The 21,298-nt window shown below is 58.6% G+C and carries 19 protein-coding genes; 10 read left to right on the forward strand and 9 right to left on the reverse strand.

Translation table 11 applies throughout. From position 1 onward, the window contains the following. The first annotated feature begins 95 nt into the window (after positions 1-95). On the forward strand, positions 96-776 hold the full coding sequence (locus ACFOOP_RS17425; protein ID WP_379882432.1) for a DUF2490 domain-containing protein: 681 nt from the start codon (positions 96-98) through the stop codon (positions 774-776). Here ACFOOP_RS17425 and ACFOOP_RS17430 read toward each other — a convergent pair. The 5 genes from ACFOOP_RS17430 to ACFOOP_RS17450 form a co-directional block, all read right to left on the reverse strand. After that, positions 773-1,285: a GNAT family N-acetyltransferase gene (locus ACFOOP_RS17430; RefSeq protein WP_379882433.1), complete on the reverse strand. Its 513-nt coding sequence runs from the start codon at positions 1,283-1,285 to the stop codon at positions 773-775. The two genes, ACFOOP_RS17425 and ACFOOP_RS17430, sit on opposite strands and share 4 nt — an antisense overlap. Further along, a complete protein-coding gene (locus ACFOOP_RS17435; protein WP_379882434.1) occupies positions 1,286-2,443 on the reverse strand; it encodes an acyl-CoA dehydrogenase family protein in 1,158 nt (385 codons plus the stop codon). Positions 2,444-2,530: 87 nt separating this feature from the next. After that, positions 2,531-3,889, reverse strand: coding sequence for an OmpP1/FadL family transporter (locus ACFOOP_RS17440; protein WP_379882435.1), 1,359 nt, complete (start codon positions 3,887-3,889; stop codon positions 2,531-2,533). A gap of 170 nt (positions 3,890-4,059) precedes the next feature. Next, positions 4,060-4,923: an NAD(P)-dependent oxidoreductase gene (locus ACFOOP_RS17445; RefSeq protein WP_379882436.1), complete on the reverse strand. Its 864-nt coding sequence runs from the start codon at positions 4,921-4,923 to the stop codon at positions 4,060-4,062. Further along, positions 4,920-5,402, reverse strand: a complete 483-nt coding sequence (locus ACFOOP_RS17450; protein WP_379882437.1) for a flavin reductase family protein — start codon at positions 5,400-5,402, stop codon at positions 4,920-4,922. The genes ACFOOP_RS17445 and ACFOOP_RS17450 overlap by 4 nt, the downstream gene beginning before the upstream one ends. Positions 5,403-5,578: 176 nt before the next feature. Here ACFOOP_RS17450 and ACFOOP_RS17455 point away from each other — a divergent pair, with 176 nt between their 5' ends. The 6 genes from ACFOOP_RS17455 to ACFOOP_RS17480 all read left to right on the forward strand — a co-directional run bounded on the left by ACFOOP_RS17455 (position 5,579) and on the right by ACFOOP_RS17480 (position 12,328). Continuing rightward, on the forward strand, positions 5,579-7,438 hold the full coding sequence (locus ACFOOP_RS17455) for an SLC13 family permease (RefSeq protein ID WP_379882438.1): 1,860 nt from the start codon (positions 5,579-5,581) through the stop codon (positions 7,436-7,438). Positions 7,439-7,520: 82 nt separating this feature from the next. Further along, entirely contained in the window at positions 7,521-8,300 is a 780-nt protein-coding gene (locus ACFOOP_RS17460; RefSeq protein ID WP_379882439.1) for an arginyltransferase, read from the forward strand. A 116-nt stretch (positions 8,301-8,416) separates the two neighbouring features. Then, entirely contained in the window at positions 8,417-8,794 is a 378-nt protein-coding gene (locus ACFOOP_RS17465; RefSeq protein WP_379882440.1) for a hypothetical protein, read from the forward strand. 22 nt (positions 8,795-8,816) lie between these two features. Next, complete coding sequence (locus ACFOOP_RS17470) at positions 8,817-9,932, forward strand: TRAP transporter substrate-binding protein (protein WP_379882441.1); 1,116 nt, start codon at positions 8,817-8,819, stop codon at positions 9,930-9,932. Positions 9,933-9,935: 3 nt separating this feature from the next. Further along, positions 9,936-10,706, forward strand: a complete 771-nt coding sequence (locus ACFOOP_RS17475) for a TRAP transporter small permease subunit (RefSeq protein WP_379882442.1) — start codon at positions 9,936-9,938, stop codon at positions 10,704-10,706. Continuing rightward, a complete protein-coding gene (locus tag ACFOOP_RS17480; protein ID WP_379882443.1) occupies positions 10,706-12,328 on the forward strand; it encodes a TRAP transporter large permease in 1,623 nt (540 codons plus the stop codon). Before ACFOOP_RS17475 ends, ACFOOP_RS17480 begins: the two co-directional genes overlap by 1 nt. Here the strand turns inward: ACFOOP_RS17480 and ACFOOP_RS17485 are convergent. After that, entirely contained in the window at positions 12,325-13,542 is a 1,218-nt protein-coding gene (locus ACFOOP_RS17485; RefSeq protein WP_379882444.1) for an NAD(P)/FAD-dependent oxidoreductase, read from the reverse strand. The two genes, ACFOOP_RS17480 and ACFOOP_RS17485, sit on opposite strands and share 4 nt — an antisense overlap. 158 nt (positions 13,543-13,700) lie before the next feature. Between ACFOOP_RS17485 and ACFOOP_RS17490 the strand changes: the two genes are divergently transcribed. Then, entirely contained in the window at positions 13,701-15,851 is a 2,151-nt protein-coding gene (locus ACFOOP_RS17490; protein WP_379882445.1) for a malate synthase G, read from the forward strand. 16 nt (positions 15,852-15,867) lie between these two features. On the opposite strand, the gene ACFOOP_RS17495 is transcribed toward ACFOOP_RS17490, so the two are convergent. Beyond that, positions 15,868-16,395 carry a hypothetical protein gene (locus tag ACFOOP_RS17495; RefSeq protein ID WP_379882446.1) on the reverse strand — a complete coding sequence of 176 codons (528 nt, stop codon included), beginning with the start codon at positions 16,393-16,395 and terminating at the stop codon, positions 15,868-15,870. A 76-nt stretch (positions 16,396-16,471) separates the two neighbouring features. Then, the gene (locus ACFOOP_RS17500; RefSeq protein WP_379882447.1) at positions 16,472-17,908 is read right to left on the reverse strand and encodes a helix-turn-helix domain-containing protein; all 1,437 of its coding nucleotides are present in this window, start codon (positions 17,906-17,908) and stop codon (positions 16,472-16,474) included. A 200-nt stretch (positions 17,909-18,108) separates the two neighbouring features. On the opposite strand from ACFOOP_RS17500, the gene ACFOOP_RS17505 reads away from it, so the two are divergent. Further along, on the forward strand, positions 18,109-19,707 hold the full coding sequence (locus ACFOOP_RS17505) for an isocitrate lyase (protein WP_379882448.1): 1,599 nt from the start codon (positions 18,109-18,111) through the stop codon (positions 19,705-19,707). Positions 19,708-19,917: 210 nt separating this feature from the next. Beyond that, positions 19,918-20,655, forward strand: coding sequence for a glutathione S-transferase family protein (locus ACFOOP_RS17510; RefSeq protein ID WP_379882449.1), 738 nt, complete (start codon positions 19,918-19,920; stop codon positions 20,653-20,655). Between the two features lie 130 nt (positions 20,656-20,785). Here the strand turns inward: ACFOOP_RS17510 and ACFOOP_RS17515 are convergent, their stop codons facing one another. Then, complete coding sequence (locus ACFOOP_RS17515) at positions 20,786-21,217, reverse strand: nuclear transport factor 2 family protein (protein WP_379882450.1); 432 nt, start codon at positions 21,215-21,217, stop codon at positions 20,786-20,788. Positions 21,218-21,298 lie beyond the last annotated feature (81 nt).

Consider the following 21,298-nt stretch of genomic DNA (forward strand, 5'->3'; position numbering starts at 1 on the left):
TGAGCCCCATCGCTTGCGCTTGAAATCGGCCGACAGCCCTCTATGTGGTGGTTCATTCCTTAGCAAAACCCCTTCCATAAACGGAGAGAAATACGGTGACGACGAGATTGCAGCTTTCCCTGGCGGCGGCACTGATGCTTGCGCCGATCAACCTGGCGGCTGCCGACGACTTCCAGCTCTGGACCGCCGTCTCCGCCAAAGGCCCGGTGAACGAGGACGGCCGTTTTCTTGTGTGGTTCGACGGCCATGCGCGATTTCGCGACGACGCCGGCGATCTGGGCGTTTCGATTTTACGGCCCGGGCTGGGCTGGCGTTTGAACCGCGACCTTTCCCTGTGGGCGGGCTATGCCCGGGTGATTTCCCGTCAGGAAAATCGTGCGGATGTGGAGGAGCACCGGCTGTGGCAGCAGGCGACATATAATGTCGGGGAAGCGCTGGGCGGGTCCGTCACCGGACGCTCGCGGCTGGAGCAGCGGTTTATCGATGGCGGCGGCGATACGGGCTGGCGGGTGCGCCAATCCTTCCGCTACAGTCGGCCCTTGACCGGCACGCCCTTGTCCGCCGTCGTGTCCAATGAAACCTTCATTGCGTTAAATGACACCGATTGGGGCGCGGCGAGCGGCTATGATCAAAGCCGGAATTTCGTCGGCGTTAATTACAAGGCGACGGACCATCTAGCCTTGGAAAGCGGATATATGCTCAACCATATCCGCCGCGAAAATGCTGCGGACGCCTTCAATCACGTGGTCTCCGTCTCGCTCAACCTCTCCCTTTAAGGGCATGCCGCAAGCGCTTCGTAGCCGGCGCGGGTCAGACGATAAACGATGCACTCATCCTGATCGAAGACGCGGCGTTCGACGAATTCAAAGCCAAGGCGCTCATAAAATCGCCTTGCGCGAATATTGCTTTCAAGCGGATCGATCACCACCGCCCTCACCTTTTCATCAGCGAAGCACCGGCCGAGCGCTGCAAGCATCATTTGCGTTCCGAGCCCGCGGCCAAGATCTTCTTCCTCGCCGATCCAGATGTCGATCGCGCGGAGATTGTCTTCGATCTCGCCCCAGTAATGTGAAGGCTCTTTCGCGGGGTCAATAATCTCCATCACGCCCACGGGCCGCCCGGCCTCTTCCGCGATGAGAAGCTCGCCCCAATCGGCATTTCGGGGAAGTTCATCGTCCCACTCATACCAATCGTCGTCGCCTCCCGCAGCTTTGACATGAGGTTTTTCATCCCACCGCCTCAACAGCGGGATGTCATCCTTTGTCGCTGGCCGAAGCGTAACCACTTACAAGGTGCGGGCGATCAGCAGCTTCATGATTTCGTTGGTGCCGCCATAGATGCGCTCGACGCGGCAATCAGCGTAAAGACGGCTGATGGGATATTCATCCATATAGCCGTAGCCGCCATGAAGCTGGAGGCATTTGTCGACGATTTCACCGCACATATCCGTCAGCAGCATCTTGCCCATGGACGCTGTCGCCGCATCAAGCTTGCCGTCGAGCAATTGCTGGGTGCAGCTGTCTACAAAGACGCGCGCCATGGTTGCTTTCGCCTTGCACTCGGCGAGCACGAATTGTGTGTTCTGAAACGCCATGACCGGACGGCCAAAGGCATGGCGTTCTTTCACATAATCGATCGTCAGCGTCAGCGCGCGCTCTATCTGCGCCATGGCGCCGACGGCGATTTGATGGCGCTCCTGCGGCAATTGCTCCATGAGCTGAATGAAGCCTTGGCCTTCCTCCGTACCGAGAAGATTTTCCGTCGGGATTTTCACGTCATTGAAAAACAGTTCCGAGGTGTCCTGCGCCTTGTTGCCCAGTTTTTTCAAATTGCGCCCGCGCTCGAAGCCTTCAACTTCATCGGTCTCAACCACCATCAGCGACACGCCTTTCGCGCCTTCCGATGGATCGGTTTTTGAAACAACGATAATGATATTCGCCGTCTGACCGTTGGTGATGAAGGTCTTCGACCCGTTCAGCACATATTGATTGCCGCTTTTGATTGCTGTCGTCCGCACCGCCTGCAGATCGGAGCCGGTGCCGGGCTCAGTCATCGCAATAGCGCCGACAAGCTCGCCCGTCGCCATTTTCGGCAGCCAGCGTTTTTTCTGTTCCTCAGTGCCGTAATGAAGGATGTAAGGCGCGACGATGCAGTTATGCAGACCGGCGCCAAAGCCTTCAACGCCCGCATAGCATTGCTGTTCCAGAAAGATCTGTTCATGGGCGAAATTGCCGCCCGCACCGCCATATTCCTCCGGCATCGACATGCAAAGAAGCCCCTGCTCGCCAGCTTTCTCCCAGGCCCAGCGGTCGACCTTGCCTTGCTCGCGCCATTTCTCGACATGCGGGGCCAGTTCGCGCGAGAAAAATTTACCGACTTCGTCCTCGAAAAGCTCAAGATCGTCGGTTTTCCAGGCAGGGGTCGGGGTTTGCAGAACAGACATGAACGGACTCCGGGATTGACTGAATTCCCGGAGTAAATCGCATAAGTGACCTTAGGCGGCAATGGCGCCGTGCAGTCATCCGGGAAGTCAGAACCGCCAGTCGACGCCGACAGCCGCGACAAAACCGCTGATGTCTGTTTCGCCCGTCACCGATCCGCGAAAGAGGTTTTCCGGATAGGCGGCGGATTCATTCAGCGGTGTTGTCTCGGCGATCGCGTAGGATGCGGCGAGATGCAGCTTCGCGCGCTCCGACAGATCACGGGAATAGCCTGCGGCGAGCCACACACGGCTCGCGCCCGGCACCCGCGGGCTTGAAAAATCAGGGTTCGCCGGGTCGTCTTCATACATCACGCCGAGACGAACCGTCTGGGATGGACCGAAATCACGCTCAACGCCGACTGCCCCGGCCCATGTGTTTTTCCAGTTCTGCGTCGTCGTTTCCGCCGGTTGCGCAGGATTTTCAAAATTGAGGACGAGCTGGTCGAAACTCTTCCACCGCGTCTGCGTCGCCGAGGCGAGGACACGAGTCTTGTCATTGACCTCGTAGTTGAGGCCAAACTGAATATTCGCCGGCGTTGTGAAGCTGCTGGTGACGCCTGTGTCCTGAAACAGGCCGGCCAGTCCCGACAGCGTCTGGCCCGACGTCGAGGTTGAAATATCGAAGGCGGCGGTTCCGCTTAGTGAGTGTTCGACCTTGGAGGAAAAGCTCGCGCCAACCGTCAGCCGGTGGCCGACATGGCCTTGAAGGCCGACGACAAAACCTGTTCCCCAGTCATTCGCAGACACATCGACAGACGCATCATCCGTGCCCGGAATAGCCATGGTCATCAACAGCGCCGATTCAATCCCGGCGGCGTCAATAGCGCCTTCGAGATCGATATCCACATATTCAAACTTCGGCCCCGCCGCGATTGACCAGCCTCCGAACGAAACGCCAAGCATTGGCTGGATCACGCCGGAAACGACTTGCGAGTATGTGCCGTGATAGCGCAAAGCGGACGTATCATCATATTCGGTGTTGAAGCCGAACGGCGCATATAGCGCGACTCCGGCGAAAAGATGATCGCTCAGCTTCACTGCTGCGGCGCCAGTCGGAATAACCGCATCGCCGATTATGCCTTCGCCCGCCGTGTCGCCGGCGACCGGAACGACGCCAAACAAGGCCGCGTTTGCATTCTCATAAGACGTGTCGTTGAGCACGCCGATAAAGGAGAGCGATGTTTCCATCCCCTCGACGCCAACAATCGACGCCGGGTTGAAATAGGCGTTGCCCGGCGTGGCCGGGGTCGCTTGCGCTCCCGCCGTGGCGGCGCCCAGCGCTTCGGCGCTTTGCAGGTTCAGCGCAAAGCCCGAGGCCATCGCCGGGGCGGCGCCCCCCGCCAATGCGATCAGGGAAAGCGGCGCGACGGCGTATTTTTTAGAGCCGTGCGGATTTTTGTACTTCATCTTGAAACGCCTTCTGCTGTTGCCCCGCGCCCTTCGGTTGTGGACGCCATATCCCCTCAGGGCTGGTTGCAGCGGAACCTCGGCGAATCGCCTTTCCAATCCGTAAACGACCGGAAACAGGCCACGCAGCAGCGGCCTTTTGGGCTGGTTCGCCCAACGCGTCTACTTAATCAATCGCCATCATCGAGGCGGCGGATCAGGCTAGAAGTGTCCTGGCGGCCGCCGCCCATGGCCTGAACATCGCCGTAAAACTGGTCCACAAGGGCTGTGACCGGCAGGCGAGCGCCGTTTTCGCGGGCTTCAGCCAGGGCGATGCGCAGATCCTTGCGCATCCAGTCGACCGCAAAGCCGAAATCGAACTCATCGGCGGCCATGGTCTTGGCCCGGTTTTCCATTTGCCAGCTCTGGGCCGCGCCGCCGGAAATCGCCTCCAGGACGCGGTCAATATCGATCCCGGCCTTTGCGGCGAAATGAACGCCTTCCGACAAACCTTGCAGCACGCCGGCGATGCAGATCTGGTTCACCGACTTGCAAAGCTGGCCATGCCCTGCGGGACCGATATGAACAATCCTCGCCGCATAGGCTTCCATCGCCGGCCGAGCTGTCTCAACATCTTTTTCGTCGCCGCCGCACATGACGGACAGCTTTCCATTCTCGGCGCCCGCCTGCCCACCGGAGACCGGCGCGTCAACAAAACCGACATTCTTCTGCGCCAGCGCCGCATGAAGCTGGCGCGCGAGCGACGGCGACGCGGTCGTATGATCCACAAACACTGCGCCCGCTTTCAGACCGTCGAGCGCCGCGTCAACAACAGCGGCCACATCGGGATCGTCGCCAAGGCATGCAAAAACAAGGTCGGCATCCTTCACCGCCTCGATCGGCGTTTCCGCCTGCACGCCTTTATATTTTTTCGCCCATTGATCGGCTTTGGCTGTCGTCCGGTTATAGACAGTGACGTCGTAACCTTTCGCCGCGAGATGGCCCGCCATGGGAAATCCCATCACACCAAGCCCGAGAAAAGCGGTTTTTGTCATGTCGCCGGTGTTCCCTGAATGTAATTGCTGGCGAAATAAAGCAGCGGCGCGCCGTCAACACTGTCAAAACGCACGACTTCGCCAACCAGTATAATGTGATCGCCAGCGTCGTGGCGCGCGGCCACCTTGCAATCGAAACCGGCGAGACGCTCCTTGAGGATCGGCGCGCCCGTGACCCAGTTTTCGAATTCCTCCTCGCGCGGACCGTCAGGCAGGAAATGCGCGAACCGCTGGGACGCAGCCTGCTGATCGGCCCGGAGAATGGATACGCTGTAGCTGTCGGCGTTCATGAAAGCGCTGTATGTGGAAGCCCGGTTTTCCAGACACCAGAGCACCAGCGGCGGCTCCAGCGAGACCGATGTGAAGGAATTAATGGTGATAGCGGAAATCTCGCCCGCTGCGTTGCGGCAAGCGGCCACGCCAATTCCGGTGGCGAAACGGCCAAAAGCGTCCTTGAGCGGTCTGTATTTGTCTGTCATCGCTGGCTTCCGCCCTGTGGAGGCCGCCTTATGGGGGGCTTCCCACAACATATTGAAACATTTAGGACTTGTGGCGTTAGCACCAAATCGCGAAAATACAAAATGCAACAAGCGCCCTGACCGGACTGTCCGGCGGGGTAAAGGTTCACAACAGGGCCGGGTCACGACAATCTGACATGATGGAAACTTTACAGGCAGCCCCGTGGCAGATGTGGGCCACCATGGCGATTGTCGCGGTGACGATCGTCTTTTACACCCTCGACCGCTTTCCGCTGGAGCTTGTGTCAGGCGGCGCGATCGTTGCGCTTCTGGTGCTGTTTCTCATCGCGCCTTTCGAGGCCGACGGCGTAAACCGACTGTCGACGGAAGTCCTTTTGTCCGGATTTGCGAGCCCCGCGCTGTTCGCCATTCTCGGGCTTTTGATTATCGGTCAGGGAATGTTCCAAGCCGGCGCGCTTGAACACCCGACCGAGTATTTACTGCGCGCCTTCGACAAGCGGCCGATGATCGTCACCGGCCTGGTCTTCATCTTCATCATGATGATCAGCGCGTTTTTGAACAACACGCCTGTGGTTGTGATGTTTATTCCGATTATGGCGGCGATCGCGCAGCAGAGTAAAATCCGGGTGTCGCGCTTCATGATGCCGCTATCCTACTTGTCGATCCTCGGCGGCATGACCACGCTGATCGGGTCTTCGACGAACCTCCTCGCCGCGCAGTCCTATCGCGCGACAACCGGCGGCGAAATTGGCTTCTTCGAACTGACCCCCATGGGGCTTATTCTCGCCTCCGCCGGCGTTATTTATATGGCGACCGCGGGACGCTGGCTGCTGCCGAAGCGGGACAACCCGAACCAGCCCGGCGTCAATGATCGCGAAGGCAAGCATTTCATCGCGCAGATTGAAATCACGCGCGGACACCCGCTTGTGGGCAAGGGCCCTGTCGCCGGGCTGTTCGTCGACCTGCCAGACATTACGGTGCGCATGGTGCAGCGGCGCGAGCGCGCGATGCTGCCGCCTTTTGAGGACTTCGCCTTTCGCGCAGGCGACTTCGTCATCGTTGCGGCCACGCGCGCCTCCCTCACCTCTTTGTTAAAATCGAGCCCGGAAATGCTCGAAGGCCTGATGGCCGAAACAACCATCGCCGATGAAGAAGACGGCTCAGTCCAGCGTTCGACCCAGCTCACCATGGTGGAGGCCATCGTGGCGCCCGGTTCGCGCCTTATCGGCCGGTCGGTGGCGCAGATCAGCTTCCACGCCCAGACCAATTGCGTCATTCTCGGCATCGAACGGCGCAGCCGCATGATCCGCACCCAGATGAACACAATCCGGCTTGAGGCGGGCGATGTGCTCCTCATTCTTGGCGATCTGAAGGATATCCGCGCGCTCCGGTCCGACCGGGACATTCTGCTCCTTGAATGGTCCATGCAGGGGCTGCCCGACCAGCGCAACGCCAATGTCGCCGCGCTGATTTTCGCCGGCGTGATTGCGTTAACCGCCACAGGTCTCGCCCCCATCGCCGTTTCCGCAATCGCGGGCGCCACCGCGATGGTGGCGTTCGGGTGTCTCAATGTGCGTCAGGCGGCGCGGGCCATCGACAGGCGGATTTATCTGTTGATCGGCGCATCGCTAGCCATGGGCATAGCGCTGGAGCGCACCGGCGGCGCGGCTTTTCTCGGGCACGCCATTGCGACGCTTTCCGACGGCTTCGGGCCTATCGTTCTCATCTCGGCTTTCTTCATCATGTGCGCCGCATTGACCAATGTTCTGTCCAATAATGCGACCGCCGTCCTGTTCACACCGGTCGCAGTCGCCGCGGCCCAGCAGGCGGGGATCGACGAACATATTCTCGTCCTCACTGTCATCTTTGGATCGAACTGTTCCTTCGCGACGCCCATCGCCTATCAGACCAATCTCCTCGTGATGGGCCCCGGTCATTACAAATTTAGGGATTTCATGATCGTCGGCGGCCCGCTCATTATTCTCCTGTGGATTGTGTACACAGCGACGGCGAGCTTCTATTTTGGCCTGAATTAAAGCCCATTTGACATGGGAATAGAACGGATTCATTGCAGTCACGATAATGGCCCGCTAAGGTTTATCCCTTACGTTGGATCACATGAGTAACGAAGATTTCGCGCGACGGTTCGGCCTTGACGGGGGTGAGTTTTTCATCACAGCGCCCGCGCCTTGCCCTTATCTGAAAGGCAAACGGGAAAGGAAAATTTTTTCCTATCTCTCCGGCGACGGCGCCTCTTCCACAAATGCGCTTCTGACGCGCCGTGGTTTCCGGCGGTCGCAAAATCTTATTTATTTGCCGGCTTGCGAAGCGTGCAGCGCCTGTGTGCCTGTGCGGATTGTCGTCGATGATTTCGATCTGTCGCGCTCGCGCCGCCGCACCCTCGCCCGCAACGCCGACATCATTCGCCGCATCAAGGGACCGCGCGCCACGGGCGAGCAATTCTCGATGTTGCGCGCCTATCTCGATGACCGTCACGGCGATGGCGGCATGGCCGATATGACCGTGCTCGACTACGCCTCCATGGTGGAGGAGACGGCGGTCGACACCATCATCATCGAATACAGATTGCTGGACAAAGACACCGGCGAAGAGCGGCTCATTGGCGCAGCGCTCACCGACCGTCTTACTGACGGCCTTTCCATGGTCTACTCATTCTTCGAGCCCGAAGACGACGTGCGCAGCCTCGGCCGCTTCATGATCCTCGATCACGTCTCTTTCGCGCGTGAGCTGGGCCTGCCTTATGTTTATCTCGGTTACTGGGTGAATGGCTCAACCAAGATGGACTACAAGAAGACCTTCCAGCCGCTGGAAATGCTGGGCCCCAATGGCTGGACCCGGATGGACCGCCAGACCAAGCCGGCCGACGCCGTTTTTTAACGGTTTTCCTCTCGCACGCCCCCTGAACGCTCCAAACTGCTTTGCCCTCGCGCCGGGTCATTGTACCGTTACACTTATCGAGCGGGCGGGGCTTTTTTGCATTGTTGGGAGTCGTCATGAGCATCAGAGTACTTACCGCCGCCTTTGCCAGCATTTTTATCGTTGGCTGTTCGTCCTCAGCGCCGTTCAGCTACGCTAGCGACCGTTGCACCGGTCAGCACAATGCCTGCCAGACAGATTGCACCAGCCTGGATGACGGTCCGGCGCGCGCCGCCTGCATGCAGCGCTGCTACGCGGTCGAGAACACCTGCCGGAGCAGCGGATATGACGGGAGCGGATCATCGCTCGCCGTCAATAGCGGCGTCGGCGCCGCAAGAACGCGCGAAGAAAAAGAAGCCGCTTACGAAGCATGGCGCGCCAAACGCCAGCGCGAGCAACTGGAATCCGGCGAAAGCGACGTCGACATCGAAGTCATCGAAGACGAAAAAAAATAATCAGGGAGGGGCGAACCGCCTCATGATGAAGCGAAGACAATTACTCACAGGCGGCGCCTTGGGCGCCGCCGGACTGGTCGCAGGGTGTGAATGCGGCGCGCCCGCTGGCGGCGCAGCCATTCCGGGCGCGATCAATTCCCGCGAACTGAAAATGGTGACGACGTGGCCGAAGGATTTCCCCGGCCTTGGCGCCATGCCGGAACGTATTGCGCAATTCATCACTGAAATGTCCGGCGGCGCCATTACTGTGCGCGTCTTTGCAGCGGGCGAGCTAGTCAGCGCTTTTGAAAGTTTCGACGCCGTCTCCAACGGCGCAGCAGACATGTATCACGGCGCGGAATATTACTGGGTCGGGAAATCGCCGGGTTTCAATTTCTTCACCGCCGTTCCCTTTGGCATGACCCTTTCGGAAATCATGGCGTGGACCGAATTCGGCGGCGGTCAGGCGCTCTGGGACGAGTTGTCCGCGCGGTTCAATATCAAACCGATCGCAGCCGGCAATTCCGGTCATCAACTTGGCGGCTGGTTCAAAAAAGAAATCAATTCGCTTGAAGATTTTCGCGGCTTGAAAATGCGCATGCCCGGTCTTGGCGGCGAAGTCCTCCGCCGTATCGGCGCCTCCGCCGTCGCCATTTCCGGCGGCGAGATCTATCCCGCCATGCAATCCGGCGCCATCGACGCCACCGAATGGGTCGGCCCCTGGAACGATCTCGCTTTCGGTTTTTATCAGGAAGCGAAATATTATTACTGGCCCGGTTTTCACGAACCGGGTTCGCAGCTTGCCTGCGGAATCAATCTGGACCTCTGGGACACGCTGACGACAACAGAAAAATCGATCATCCAGGGCGCGTGTCAGCGCGCCAACAATATTTCCATCGCCGAGTTCACGCACCATAACGCCATCGCGCTGGAGCAATTGATCAACGAGCACGGTGTCCTATTGCGCCAGATGCCGGAGGATGTCATGGCCGCGCTCGCTGACGCCAGCAAAACCGTCCTGGAGGAAACCGCCGCGACAGACGACCTTACAGGCCGGATATATCAGAGCTTCCGGGAGTCTCTCATTCGATCCATGGAATGGGGACGGATTTCCGATGAAGCCTATATGTCCGCGCGCCGCAAAGCGTTCGATATTTGAGCCATGCTTGAACTCATCGGCGATATTCTCAACTGGGCCGCGGCTGGCGTTTTTTTTCCGCTGGCGCTTTTGCCGCTCGGTTTTTTGCTTTCGGAAAAAAGGCCGCTCCTGTTTTGGACCGCGCTCACTGGGTCGCTGGTTTTTGCTGGCGTTCTCTTCGTGCACCTGACGCCAATATTGGCGCTGACGCCGTCGTTAGCAAAAGTCATCTGGTTTGTGAGTTTATTCGCGGCGACAGTCGCAGCGACCGGCATCATCGGTTCAAGGAGATTGTCGTCACATCTGGTCAGCGCCTTTGTGGCGATTACCGGAACCATAGGCCGCACGGTGATGTGGCTGCTCCTCGCCATGGCGGTCACTCAGTTTGGCGTCGTCATTTTGCGCTATGTCTTCGGCCTCAACTACATCTTCATGCAGGAATCGATCACCTATATGCATGGCGCCGTGTTCCTGCTCGCGGGCGGCTACGCCCTCCTCACTGACGACCATGTGCGCGTCGATATATTCTACCGCGCGGCGAGCCCGCGTAAAAAAGCGCTGACGGATCTCGCCGGGACGTATTTCCTGCTCTTTCCCGTTTGCCTTCTCCTGATCTGGACCGGCTCGCCTTATGTGGCGCGGTCATGGGCGGTTGGTGAAGGCTCGAATGAATCTTCGGGCATACAAGCGCTCTTCATTATCAAATCCTTCATTCCCGCTTTCGCTATCCTGATGATGATGGCCGGGTTTGTCATCGCCGCGCGCGCCGTCGCCACGTTGAAGGAGCGCGGCTGATGGAATTCGAGATCGGCAATGTCGCTTTCTGCGCCTGCGCCATTGCGGGCTGGCTCGATATTTTGATGGTGCTTGTTCTGTGCGCCGTTCTGATGGCGGGCTATCCGGTCGCGTTCAGCCTTGCGGGCACAGCGCTTCTTTTCGCCGTGCTTGGCCTGATGTTCGGCGTCTTTGATATTTCCTATCTCATTCCCTTCCCGCAACGCGTCTTCGGCGCGGTCTCCAACACGACATTAATCGCCGTCCCGATGTTCATTTTGATGGGCGTCGTTCTGGAGAAATCGAAAATCGCGGAAGAACTGCTCGATGAAATGGCGAAGCTGTTCGGCTCATTGCCGGGGGGACTGGGTTTATCGGTCACTATTGTCGGCATGCTCCTCGCCGCCTCGACCGGCATTGTCGGCGCCACCGTCGTCACCATGGGATTGCTCAGCTTGCCGACCATGCTCCGGCGCGGCTACGACCCCGCTTTCGCGTCGGGCTCCATCGCCGCGGCGGGCACGCTCGGTCAGATCATCCCGCCGTCAATTGTCTTGATCCTCTTGGGCGATGTGATTTCCAACGCCTATCAGCGCGCGCAGCTTCAGCAAGGCATCATGTCGCCGGAGACGGTTTCCGTCGGCCATCTTTTCGCCGGCTCGCTGTTCCCGGGGCTGATGCTTGTCGGGTTTTACATTTGCTGGCAACTCTTCATTGCGGTGACAGCGCCGAAAAAGGCGCCCGCGATCCCTGCAGCCGAACTCGGCAGCCGCAAAGAGGTCTGGGCCGCCGCCATGAAAACCCTGCCGCCGCCGCTCATCCTGATCATCGCGGTGTTGGGGTCGATCCTTGCGGGCGTCGCCACCCCGACCGAGGCCGCCAGCGTCGGCGCCATCGGCGCGCTACTCATCGCCGGCATGCGCCTTGCGCCAAAAGGGTCGATCCTTGCGGGGCGGTTTGCGGTTCTTGTTTCCGCCGCCGCCATCATCGGACTGCTCGCGCTCACCGCCACACTCGATCTGCGTCTTGGCCGCGAAAGCATTTCCACAACAGAGACTGCGGGCATAGCCATCGCCTTCTTGTTGTTTGCGCTGACGCCCTGGGGCGTTGTCGCCAGCCTGTTCCAGTTGCACCGGGAAAAAGCGATGGCGCCGATCTTCGATCAAACAGCGCGGGTGACAACCATGGTGTTCACCATCCTCATCGGCGCAGCCTTGTTCTCGCTAGTTTTCCGCGGGCTCGGCGGCGACGACACGGTCCACCGCGCTTTGGCGGCGACGCCCGGCGGCGTTGTCGGCGCCGTCCTCACCGTGATGCTGGTGATGTTCGTGCTCGGTTTCTTTCTCGACTTTATCGAGATCACGCTTGTCGTCGTGCCGCTCGTGGGCCCTCCGCTCCTCGCCATGGGGCTCGACCCCGTATGGCTCGGCGTGATGATGGCGATCAATCTGCAAACGTCATTTCTGACGCCGCCATTCGGATTCGCCCTGTTCTATCTAAGGGGTGTCGCGCCGCCGGAAGTTAAAACCGCCGACATCTATCGCGGCGCCATTCCCTATATCGCAATCCAGCTTCTCGCCCTTGGCGTTCTTGCAATGTGGCCGCAGATTGCAACCTGGCTTCCCGGCGTTCTCTACGGCTAAGCGAGCGCCTTCAGGTCGACGTTTGTATCCGCAAGCTTCGCCGGATCGAGCGTTGCGCCAGTCATTATCAGCTTCTTGCCCATGGCGAATGACGCCGGGTCGTTAATCGCGTCAACAGCCAGCGCCTTGCCGTCTTTCAGATACCAGACGGCGAATTTTTTCTCCGCCGGATCGCCGCGCACGATTAAATCATCATGGCCTTCCATCAAGCCGACCGTCTGCAGCTTCACATCATACTGATCGGACCAGAACCATGGCAGCGCATCATAAACGGTTTCATTGCCGAGCATGTTCGCGGCGGCGGCTTTCGCCTGTTCTATAGCGTTGGGGACGGATTCAAGACGCATCCGTCGGCCATAACGGGGCGACGGAAAGTTGGTGCAATCGCCTGCTGCAAAAATTGACGGATCTGACGAGCGCGCATGCTCGTCGACAATAATGCCGTTCTCGACGTCAAGACCAGCGGTGACTGCAAGCGAGACTTCCGGCGCGGCTCCAATGCCCACCAGCGCGGTTTCGCACTCGATGACTTCGCCATCCTGAAGCCGCGCGCCGTGAATGCGTCCCTCGCCTTCAAAACCCGCAAAGGCCGCCCCAAGTCGCAGATCGACGCCTGCATTCTTGTGAAGGCTCTCGTAAAAAGCCGACACCGGCTCGCTCGCGACGCGCGCCAGCACGCGCGGCGCCATTTCGAGCACTGTCACTTCGCGGCCGGCCTGACGCGCGACAGCGGCGACTTCCAGTCCGATATAACCGGCGCCGACAATCACGACACGGCCGGGAGCCGCCAGCATTGGACGCAGCGAATCCGAATCCGCAAGGGTCCGTAAATAATGAACGCCCGTCAGGTCCGCGCCGGGCGCAGAGATCCGCCGCGGCGGCGCGCCCGTTGCAATCAACAGCGCGTCATAGAGATGGGTTTCGCCGTCATCTGTTGAAACAGCCTTGGCCTTGCGATCGATGCCGGTGGCGTGCACGCCGAGATGAAGCGCAATCTCCTGGCTTTCATAAAACTCTGCAGGTCTCAAATAGAGACGCGCCTCGTCAAGATCGCCTTTGAGATAAGCCTTCGATAGTGGCGGGCGCTGATAGGGCGGCGCTTCTTCGGCGCCGATCATTGTGATCGCGCCTTTGTACCCACCCTGACGCAAGGAAACAGCGGCCTGTGCGCCCGCCTGCCCCGCGCCGATAATAACAATGCGTTCTACCGCCATATAAAATCGTCCGTCGCCGCCGTTTTTTATCCCGGGACCCTATTAGAAGAAATAACAGCAGATTCCACCCCTGCCTATTCCATTTCGCGGCTGATTGCCTATTGGTAGCGCCCCGTAACCGATACTGTAACCGAGATCATAGCCTACAGGAAACTAAGATGACGAACCGCGCGCAACTGACTATTGCACCTGAACTCGCCGCCTTTATCGAAGATGAAGCGCTCCCCGGAACAGGTGTGAGCGCTGACGATTTCTGGAGCGGCTTTGCAGAAGTCATCGCCGATCTCGCCCCTCGTAACCGGGAATTGCTGGCGAAACGCGATGCGTTACAGGCGAAACTCGATGACTGGCACCGCGCGCATAAAGGCAAGTACGACGTTGCGGCCTATACCGCGTTTCTCAAAGAGATCGGCTATCTGGTCCCCGAGCCCGCGCCGTTCGAAATCTCCACCGCAAATGTCGACGAGGAATTGCGCGCCGTTGCAGGGCCGCAGCTTGTCGTGCCGGTCAACAACGCCCGCTATGCGCTGAACGCCGCCAACGCCCGTTGGGGCTCGCTTTATGATGCGCTCTACGGAACAGACGCCATTCCCGAAGACGGCGGCGCGGAAAAAGGCAAGACCTACAATCCGAAACGCGGTGACAAAGTCATCGCCCGCGCACGCGCGCTGCTCGATCTTGCGGCGCCGCTTGAAAAAGGCTCACACGCCGACGCGCTTTCCTATAGCGTCAAAGACGGCGCTTTAATCGTCGACACCGTACAGGGTGAAACTGCACTTGCGCAGCCGGAGAAATTTGTCGGCTTTCGCGGCGACGCCGCCAAGCCGGATGCGGTTCTTCTCAAAAACAACGGCCTCCACCTGGAAATCGTCATCGATCCGGAAAGCCCCATCGGCAAGACCGACAAGGCAGGCGTCGCCGATGTAATTATTGAAGCCGCAGTCTCAACGATCATGGATTGCGAAGATTCCGTCGCCGCTGTCGACGCGGAAGACAAAGTCACGGTCTACCGCAACTGGCTCGGCCTGATGAAGGGCGATCTCGAAGACACCTTCGACAAGAACGGCGAGAAAATGACCCGGCGGCTCAATCCGGACCGGGACTATGTCTCGCCGGACGGCAAGGCGTTCTCGCTGCATGGCCGCTCAATGATGCTGGTCCGGAATGTCGGCCACCACATGATGACGGGCGCCATTCGCGATACTGATGGCAATGAAATTCCTGAAACCATGATGGATGCGGCGGTGACGTCGCTGATCGCGCTTCACGATTTGAAGAATACGCATGTGAATTCCCGCGCAGGATCGGTCTATATCGTCAAGCCGAAGCTGCATGGACCGGAAGAAGCCGCCTTCGCCGCCGAATTGTTCGAGCGCGTCGAGGCGATGCTCGGTATGGCGAAAAATACGCTGAAAATCGGCGTGATGGATGAAGAAAAACGCACCTCCGCCAATCTCGGCGCCTGCATTCACGCGGTTCGCGAACGTCTTGTTTTCATCAATACCGGCTTCCTCGACCGCACCGGCGATGAAATCCATACAATCATGCAAGGCGGGCCCATTATCCGTAAAAACGAGGTCAAAAACTCGGCCTGGATCGCAGCTTACGAGGCGCGCAATGTGGGCATCGGCCTCGCCTGCGGCCTTGCCGGCAAGGCGCAGATCGGCAAGGGCATGTGGGCGGCGCCCGATATGATGGCGTCGATGCTCGAGCAGAAAATCGGCCACCCGAAAGCGGGCGCCACCACCGCCTGGACGCCCTCGCCCACCGCCGCGGCGCTCCACGCCATGCACTATCACGAAGTTGATGTTTTCAAACGACAGGAAGAACTCAAAGGCCAAGCCACTGGCGATCTCGACAAATTGCTGACCCCGCCCTTCGCGGATGGCGTCAATTTCAGCGAAGACGAAATTCGCGAGGAGCTCGACAACAACGCGCAGGGCATTCTCGGTTACGTCGTGCGCTGGGTCGATCACGGCGTCGGCTGTTCCAAAGTGCCCGACATTCACGATGTGGGCCTGATGGAAGACCGCGCGACCTTGCGCATCTCATCGCAGCACATCGCCAACTGGCTGATGCACGGACTTCTGACTGAGGATCAGGTGATGGAAGCCATGAAGCGCATGGCCGCCGTGGTCGACAAACAAAACGCCAGCGATCCCGCCTATACGCCCATGGCGCCGGACTTCAACGGCCCGGCCTTCAAGGCGGCTTGCGATCTCATTTTCAGAGGCGCGGAACAGGCGAACGGTTACACCGAGTTCCTGCTCACGCGCTGGCGGAAAGAAGCGAAAGCCGTGCAAGGATAGGCTCTAACTTTGAAGGCTAGGGCACACTACCTAAGTCCAAATCAGGCATGAGAAAAATCGATAGGTTAAATTCGTCGTTGTGACGCCACCCGTGCTGGCCTTTCTCAAAAGCCAGAACCCATTCGTCGCTAAGATTCAGCTTCGCCGAAAAGAAATCTATCATCTCAATAGCCTCAACTCGAGGCGCTTTCGCACGTTTTGGCACAACTGAACCAACCCATATTGACGAGCGCTGCACACATTCACGATCGTGGTCGAACTCAACAGCCATTATCGTGGCAATATCGCCGGGCGTTCCCGGCTCAGGGAGCATCCAAACTCTTCCTACACCCACAAATCCATTCTCGGTTTGAGTATATTGGTCAAAATCGAAGCCATCGAGATGACAATACGTGTTGGATGGTTTGAACTGCCAGATAACTCTTTCGAGCAAAGTCCAGCGCGCAAAAGTAAACTCCCATTTGCGGTCTTCATCCAAATCGTCAAAAAAAGCATCGAACAGAGCGCTCTCGCGCCCAGCCACGGTAAAGTCATATTTTTTCATGAAATTCCATGCGCTGTTTCAGCATGGTGAGTTGCAAAGTTGCTGATACTTAATAGTTGATTTCTCTGTCAACTACTTACCTGTCCGAAAAACCGAACGGCGCAATCGTGCGGCGATAATCATCCGGCAAAACCTGCCGACCGATCGGCGGTTCGGCGCGGGCAGCGCATTCGATGCGGTGACAAAGTTTGCAGGCGATGCCGATAGGCGTGGGCTTTGCGTCTTTGATCTCCATCCCTTGCGTATAGATCAGCCGGTGCGCGTGTTTCGCGGCGCAGCCAAGGGCCACAGCGCGTTCAATGCGCGGGGCGCCATAAGCGCCGCCGCCCGCCGTCACCGTGCGCACGATAGTGAAGAACTTCTCGCCATCTGGCAGCTCCACCCATTCAGTGAGAATTTCGCGCGGGGTGCGGAACGCCTGGTGCAACGACCACAACGGGCATGAGCCGCCATGACGCGCGAACGGAAAGCCGGCGCCGTCGAGCCGCTTCGACACATTGCCTGCCGCATCGACGCGAATGAAGAAAAACGGCCCCCCCTCCTGCCCCGGCTGTTGCAGGGTCGTCAGGCGATGGGCGATCTGTTCGAAGCTGGCGCCGAATTGCCGCGACAAAGCCTCGATATCGTATTTGCGGCGCTCGGCCGCTTTGACGAAAGCGCGATAAGGCATCATCAGCGCGCCAGCGGCGTAGCTCGCCAACGCCCTTCGCGCGAGACGCTCACTGTTTTCCGAGGTGAATCCGCCTTCGCCAAGCGCCTCATCAATTGTCTCACGCATGTCGAGATAGGCGATCTGCAGCGCTAGCTGAAAGTTTTGGCTGGCGCGATCGAGCGTTTCATCCAGCACGATTTCACCGCGATGCCGGTCGAGGCGGCGCACCGCGCCCATCATAATATCGGGCGGGAAACGCCGGACCCCTAACTTGTGTTGTTCTTTGAAATAGCTTTCGAAATTATCGGCGCTCCCAAAGGCCCGGGCAATGTCCGCCGCGATCCGCTCCGCGTGATCGTCAATCGCCGGAAAACAATTTCGCCGCGCCGACAAAAACCGCCGCGCTTCGGCCACCGGGTCCGGCGCGCTTTTCATTTTGTCGGATCCATCGCCGCCATGATCAGCCAAGGCCAGTTGCCCGTCACGATAGGCGGTGTACAGACGAAGTACCGCTTCCGCCACCGCCGGATAGGAGCGCGAGACGTCCTCCACATCCATCGGCGACAGTTCGAGATCGGTGAACAAGGGATCGCGCATCACGCCGTCGAGACGCGCGGCGAACTCCTCACCCCGGTCGCCGGCCAGCGAGGCCACATCGAGCTGATAGGTTTGAGCGAGCTTGAGGAGCATCTCGGCCGTCATCGGCCGCTGATTGCGCTCCATGAGCGCGATGTAGGATGGCGAGACGCCAATATCCTCGGCCATGACGGCCTGGGTCAGCCCCATCTCCCGCCGGAGGCGGCGCAGGCGCGGCCCCATAAAGGCCGCCCTGTCTCTGGTTTTGTCCTTGGCCCTGGCCATCGCGTTTCCTTAGAGTTTCAGCCCTTACAAGTTATGACTTTACATACTTACAGGAATTTTCTGTAAAGTTTGACAATAAGACTTTTTCGCGCCTGCACAAACCCTTTTCAGCCCCCTATTTTCACACCCAATGGCGCAGACGGGCCCTGAACCCCCGACCGCCACAGTAAAATTGTCTAAGTGAATCAAAGGGAAATCGAATGACTTATCTGGAGAATCTGAGCACAGCAGCCAGCACTATCAAAAGCCAGGACGGCTGGAACGGGATCGACGCCGAATCCGTGGCCCGGATGCGCCTCCAGAATCGTTTCCACACCGGGCTCGATATCGCGAAATATACGGCGGGGATCATGCGGGCCGACATGGAAGCCTATGATCGCGACCCCGCGAATTACACCCAGTCGCTTGGATGCTGGCACGGCTTTATCGGCCAGCAGAAAATGATCGCCATCAAGAAGCATTTCGGCGAGACCAAAGGCAAATATCTCTACCTCTCCGGCTGGATGGTCGCGGCGCTGCGCTCCGAATTCGGTCCCCTGCCTGACCAGTCCATGCATGAGAAAACCTCCGTGCCGGCCCTGATCGAGGAACTCTACACCTTCCTCAAACAGGCTGACGCGCGCGAGCTTGGGCTTCTCTTCCGCGATCTCGACGCCGCGCGCGAGGCTGGCGATCAGGTGACGGAAAAACAGGCCCTCAACAAAATCGACAATTTCCAGACCCATGTCGTGCCGATCATCGCCGACATCGACGCCGGTTTCGGCAACGCAGAGGCGACTTACCTGCTCGCCAAGAAAATGATCGAGGCTGGCGCCTGCGCGCTGCAAATTGAAAATCAGGTCTCGGACGAAAAACAATGCGGCCACCAGGACGGCAAGGTTACGGTTCCGCATGAAGACTTCCTCGCGAAAATTCGCGCCTGCCGCTACGCCTTTCTAGAGCTTGGCGTTGACGACGGAATCATCGTCGCGCGTACGGACTCTCTCGGCGCCGGTCTGACCAAACAGATCGCATTCACCGCAGAGCCGGGCGATCTCGGCGACCAGTATAACTCTTTCCTCGATTGCGAAGAGGTCGCCGCCAATGACATCAACAATGGCGATGTCGTCATCACGCGCGACGGCAAGCTGATGCGCCCGAAACGCCTGCGGTCAAACCTCTTCCAGTTCCGCAAGGGCACCGGCGAAGACCGCTGCGTTCTCGACTGCATCACCTCGCTTCAGCATGGCGCCGATCTTCTCTGGATCGAAACCGAAAAGCCGCATGTGGAGCAGATCGCCGGCATGGTCGACCGCATTCGTGAAGTCATTCCGAACGCCAAGCTCGTCTACAACAACTCACCGAGCTTTAACTGGACGCTGAATTTCCGCCAGCAGGTCTTCGACGCCTGGTCGAGCGAAGGCAAAGATGTTTCCGCCTATAACCGCGACAAGCTGATGAGCGTTGATTATGACGACACCGAGCTTGCGCTCGAAGCGGACAAGCGCATTCAGACATTCCAGGCCGATGCGTCGAAGCGCGCCGGCATCTTCCACCACCTCATCACGCTGCCGACCTATCACACGGCGGCGCTCTCCACGGACAATCTCGCCAAACGCTATTTCGGCGAAGAAGCGATGCTGGGCTATGTCAAAAACGTCCAGCGCGAGGAGATCCGCCAGGGCATCGCCTGCGTCAAGCACCAGAACATGTCGGGCTCGGACATTGGCGATGATCACAAGGAATATTTCGCGGGTGAAGCGGCGCTGAAAGCGGGCGGTAAAGACAATACAATGAACCAGTTCGCAGCAGCCAGCTAAGTTCTTTTTCAGGGAGGGAACGTCCTCGCGAAACGCGCCGCCGGAGCATCGGTCCCCGCTCCGGCGGCGTTTTCATGTCCGCCACCAGGAACGCACCAAGCGGGAAATTCATAAAAACCGGGGCATTTACTTCGCCTTGCGGCAGTTTCGGCGCGCCGGGTTCGGATAGGGTCAGGCCAACAAAAATCCAGTAGTTCAGGAGAAACGGCCTTGAAACTCTACTCCTTCGGCCCCGGCGCCAATTCGCTCAAACCCCTGCTCGCGCTCTATGAAAAAGAACTGGAGTTCGAGAGCGTTTTTTTGAACCCGGCGAAGTTCGAGCATCACTCGGACTGGTACAAAAAGCTTAATCCCAATGGTCAGGTTCCGGCGCTTGAACACAACGGCAAGATCGTCACCGAATCGACGGTGATCTGTGAATATCTCGAAGACGAATTTCCCGACCAGAACCCGCTGCGCCCCGCCGATAATTTCGAGCGTGCGCAAATGCGCATCTGGACGAAGTGGGTGGATGAATATTTCTGCTGGTGCGTTTCCACCATCGGCTGGCACCGCATGGTCGGGAATATGGTGAAGCCGCTTTCCGACGAGGAATTCGAGGCCATGGTCGACAAGGTGCCGATCCATGAACAGAAAGTGAAATGGCGGCGCGCGCGCGAAGGCTTCCCGCAGGATCTTCTTGACGAAGAAATGCGCAAGATCGGCCATTCGGTGAAAAAGCTCGAAGCGCGCCTGAAGGAAAGCAAGTGGCTCGCCTGCGATCAATATACATTGGCCGACATCTGTAACTTCGCGATCGCAAACGGCATGCAGCACGGCTTTCCGGAATTTGTAAACGAAAAAGACACGCCCGCGATTCTCGACTGGCTGGGACGGATCAATGACCGCCCGGCTGCGAAGAAAATGTTCGCCAACCAGCCGTCGGAATTCAATCGCAAGAAGGACTAGGCGCACCTTCGATCCTTCGAGACACAAAAATTTCTTCATCCTGAGGGCGACCCGGACTTGGTCTGGGAAGCGTCTCGAAGGACGAAGAAATTTTGCTCCTCAGGATGAAGGCTTTAAGCTGTAAAATCGCCTAAGGCCGGAAGGACAAGGCGCCGCGGCGTTCCGCAAAGCGCCAGCCTTCGGCCGTTTTCCTGAACTTATCCCTGTAGGTCCCGACCAGCGGCGCGCCCTCTCCCTTGATGGGCAGGCCGCCGTCTTCGGCTTCAGCCCCTGTGAATAACAGGATGACGCTGAAAGCGGACGCCTCGATTTCACTTGTGACATCCACTACCACATTGGCGCAGACATGGCGCGAAATACGCGGCGGGCGCGCGGTGAAAGCTTCCATGAGCGCCTCCCTTCCGATTATAGGCGCATCCGGCGCCGTCGGCCGCGTCATCAGCCCGCCCTCCGCATAAAGCGCAACAATCGCCGCCCAATCATGGGCGTCAGTCAGATTGGCGTAATGATGAATAAGGCGTGTGCAGTCGGCTTCAATCGCGCGGCGTGTTTCAGGTGTCATTGGATATATCTCGGCTTGTGCTGCTCATCTCGATTAAACGCACCACCTTTGACAGATCGCAACCCTCGCGAATGAAGTGAG

Source organism: Hyphococcus aureus, from assembly GCF_042643165.1.
Lineage (GTDB): Bacteria > Pseudomonadota > Alphaproteobacteria > Caulobacterales > Parvularculaceae > Hyphococcus > Hyphococcus aureus.

Excerpts from the sequence above, each read along its gene's own strand:
- ACFOOP_RS17450 (WP_379882437.1), bottom strand. The coding sequence starts at position 5,402 with ATGACAGACAAATACAGACCGCTCAAGGACGCTTTTGGCCGTTTCGCC.
- ACFOOP_RS17480 (WP_379882443.1), top strand. The coding sequence starts at position 10,706 with ATGGAATTCGAGATCGGCAATGTCGCTTTCTGCGCCTGCGCCATTGCG.
- ACFOOP_RS17435 (WP_379882434.1), bottom strand. The coding sequence starts at position 2,443 with ATGTCTGTTCTGCAAACCCCGACCCCTGCCTGGAAAACCGACGATCTT.
- ACFOOP_RS17505 (WP_379882448.1), top strand. The coding sequence starts at position 18,109 with ATGACTTATCTGGAGAATCTGAGCACAGCAGCCAGCACTATCAAAAGC.
- ACFOOP_RS17485 (WP_379882444.1), bottom strand. The coding sequence starts at position 13,542 with ATGGCGGTAGAACGCATTGTTATTATCGGCGCGGGGCAGGCGGGCGCA.
- ACFOOP_RS17475 (WP_379882442.1), top strand. The coding sequence starts at position 9,936 with ATGCTTGAACTCATCGGCGATATTCTCAACTGGGCCGCGGCTGGCGTT.
- ACFOOP_RS17445 (WP_379882436.1), bottom strand. The coding sequence starts at position 4,923 with ATGACAAAAACCGCTTTTCTCGGGCTTGGTGTGATGGGATTTCCCATG.
- ACFOOP_RS17455 (WP_379882438.1), top strand. The coding sequence starts at position 5,579 with ATGATGGAAACTTTACAGGCAGCCCCGTGGCAGATGTGGGCCACCATG.
- ACFOOP_RS17490 (WP_379882445.1), top strand. The coding sequence starts at position 13,701 with ATGACGAACCGCGCGCAACTGACTATTGCACCTGAACTCGCCGCCTTT.
- ACFOOP_RS17470 (WP_379882441.1), top strand. The coding sequence starts at position 8,817 with ATGATGAAGCGAAGACAATTACTCACAGGCGGCGCCTTGGGCGCCGCC.
- ACFOOP_RS17500 (WP_379882447.1), bottom strand. The coding sequence starts at position 17,908 with ATGGCCAGGGCCAAGGACAAAACCAGAGACAGGGCGGCCTTTATGGGG.
- ACFOOP_RS17460 (WP_379882439.1), top strand. The coding sequence starts at position 7,521 with ATGAGTAACGAAGATTTCGCGCGACGGTTCGGCCTTGACGGGGGTGAG.
- ACFOOP_RS17495 (WP_379882446.1), bottom strand. The coding sequence starts at position 16,395 with ATGAAAAAATATGACTTTACCGTGGCTGGGCGCGAGAGCGCTCTGTTC.
- ACFOOP_RS17515 (WP_379882450.1), bottom strand. The coding sequence starts at position 21,217 with ATGACACCTGAAACACGCCGCGCGATTGAAGCCGACTGCACACGCCTT.
- ACFOOP_RS17465 (WP_379882440.1), top strand. The coding sequence starts at position 8,417 with ATGAGCATCAGAGTACTTACCGCCGCCTTTGCCAGCATTTTTATCGTT.
- ACFOOP_RS17440 (WP_379882435.1), bottom strand. The coding sequence starts at position 3,889 with ATGAAGTACAAAAATCCGCACGGCTCTAAAAAATACGCCGTCGCGCCG.